Source organism: Chloroflexaceae bacterium (assembly GCA_025057155.1).
Lineage (GTDB): Bacteria > Chloroflexota > Chloroflexia > Chloroflexales > Chloroflexaceae > JACAEO01.
The window spans coordinates 1-787 of record JANWYD010000077.1 but is presented as its reverse complement, the minus strand read 5'-3'; the positions used below and the strand labels follow the sequence as shown (position 1 = coordinate 787).

At 62.6% G+C, this 787-nt stretch carries 2 protein-coding genes; both read right to left on the bottom strand.

All coding sequences use genetic code 11. The features are described 5' to 3' along the window. On the bottom strand, positions 1-338 hold a 338-nt coding region (locus tag NZU74_20350), incomplete at its 3' end, for a LacI family transcriptional regulator (GenBank protein MCS6883680.1). 54 nt (positions 339-392) lie between these two features. Then, positions 393-787 (bottom strand): hypothetical protein (locus tag NZU74_20345; protein MCS6883679.1); only part of this gene is annotated, 395 nt, incomplete at its 5' end.

Below are 787 nucleotides of genomic sequence, written 5' to 3'. Positions count from 1 at the left end.
CTTGGCTGCCCGCGCGTGTGCAACAGGATGTCGTAGCCCAGCTCAATCGCTTTGTCCGACACGCCGTGCATCAGCTCGTTCGTGAAGCCCGACCAGCCCTGAAAGATGGCGGGGAACTGTAGCACAATCGCAATCGTGTCGGTGCGCTGGCGCGCCAGTGCGCGGGCGACGGCGTTCGGGTAGTAGCCCAGCTCCTGCACAACCGTCAGCACGCGCTGTCGCGTCGCCTCGCTAATCGGCACGGCGGTCGGGCGGTTGTTCAGAATGTTCGAGACCGTCACCTTCGAGACGCCCGCCCGTCTCGCGACATCCTCCAGTGTGATGCGTCGCCTGGTCATAGTCGTAAACTCCCCCCTCTCCCGCACGCGGGAGAGGGGGCTGGGGGATGAGGGCTAATTCCCGCAACCCGTACCGAAGTTAAACAGCACCGTCAACAGGTCAGCATCGTCCACGCAGCCGTCGCGGTTCACATCACCGCGATTCGCACCCACGACCTGCTTCGTCACTCCGTTGCGCGTGAGCTTGATGTTCCACCACTTCACACGCCCGCCAATCCCGGCGTTGGCACGACGGGGGGCGTTGCCATCCCCATCTATGTTAATCTGCATGTATCCGCCCAGGCGGAACATGCGCAAGCCGTGCGGACCGTTGTTGAAGGTGCTGGCAGCGTCGCCTGTCACCAGCCACGGACTGGTCACAGTCTGGTTATTGTAGCGGATTTCGTACTGCACGCGCCCATCTACGAGTGCACGGCTCCCATCGTAGCGGAAGATCAGCGTGATGGGAC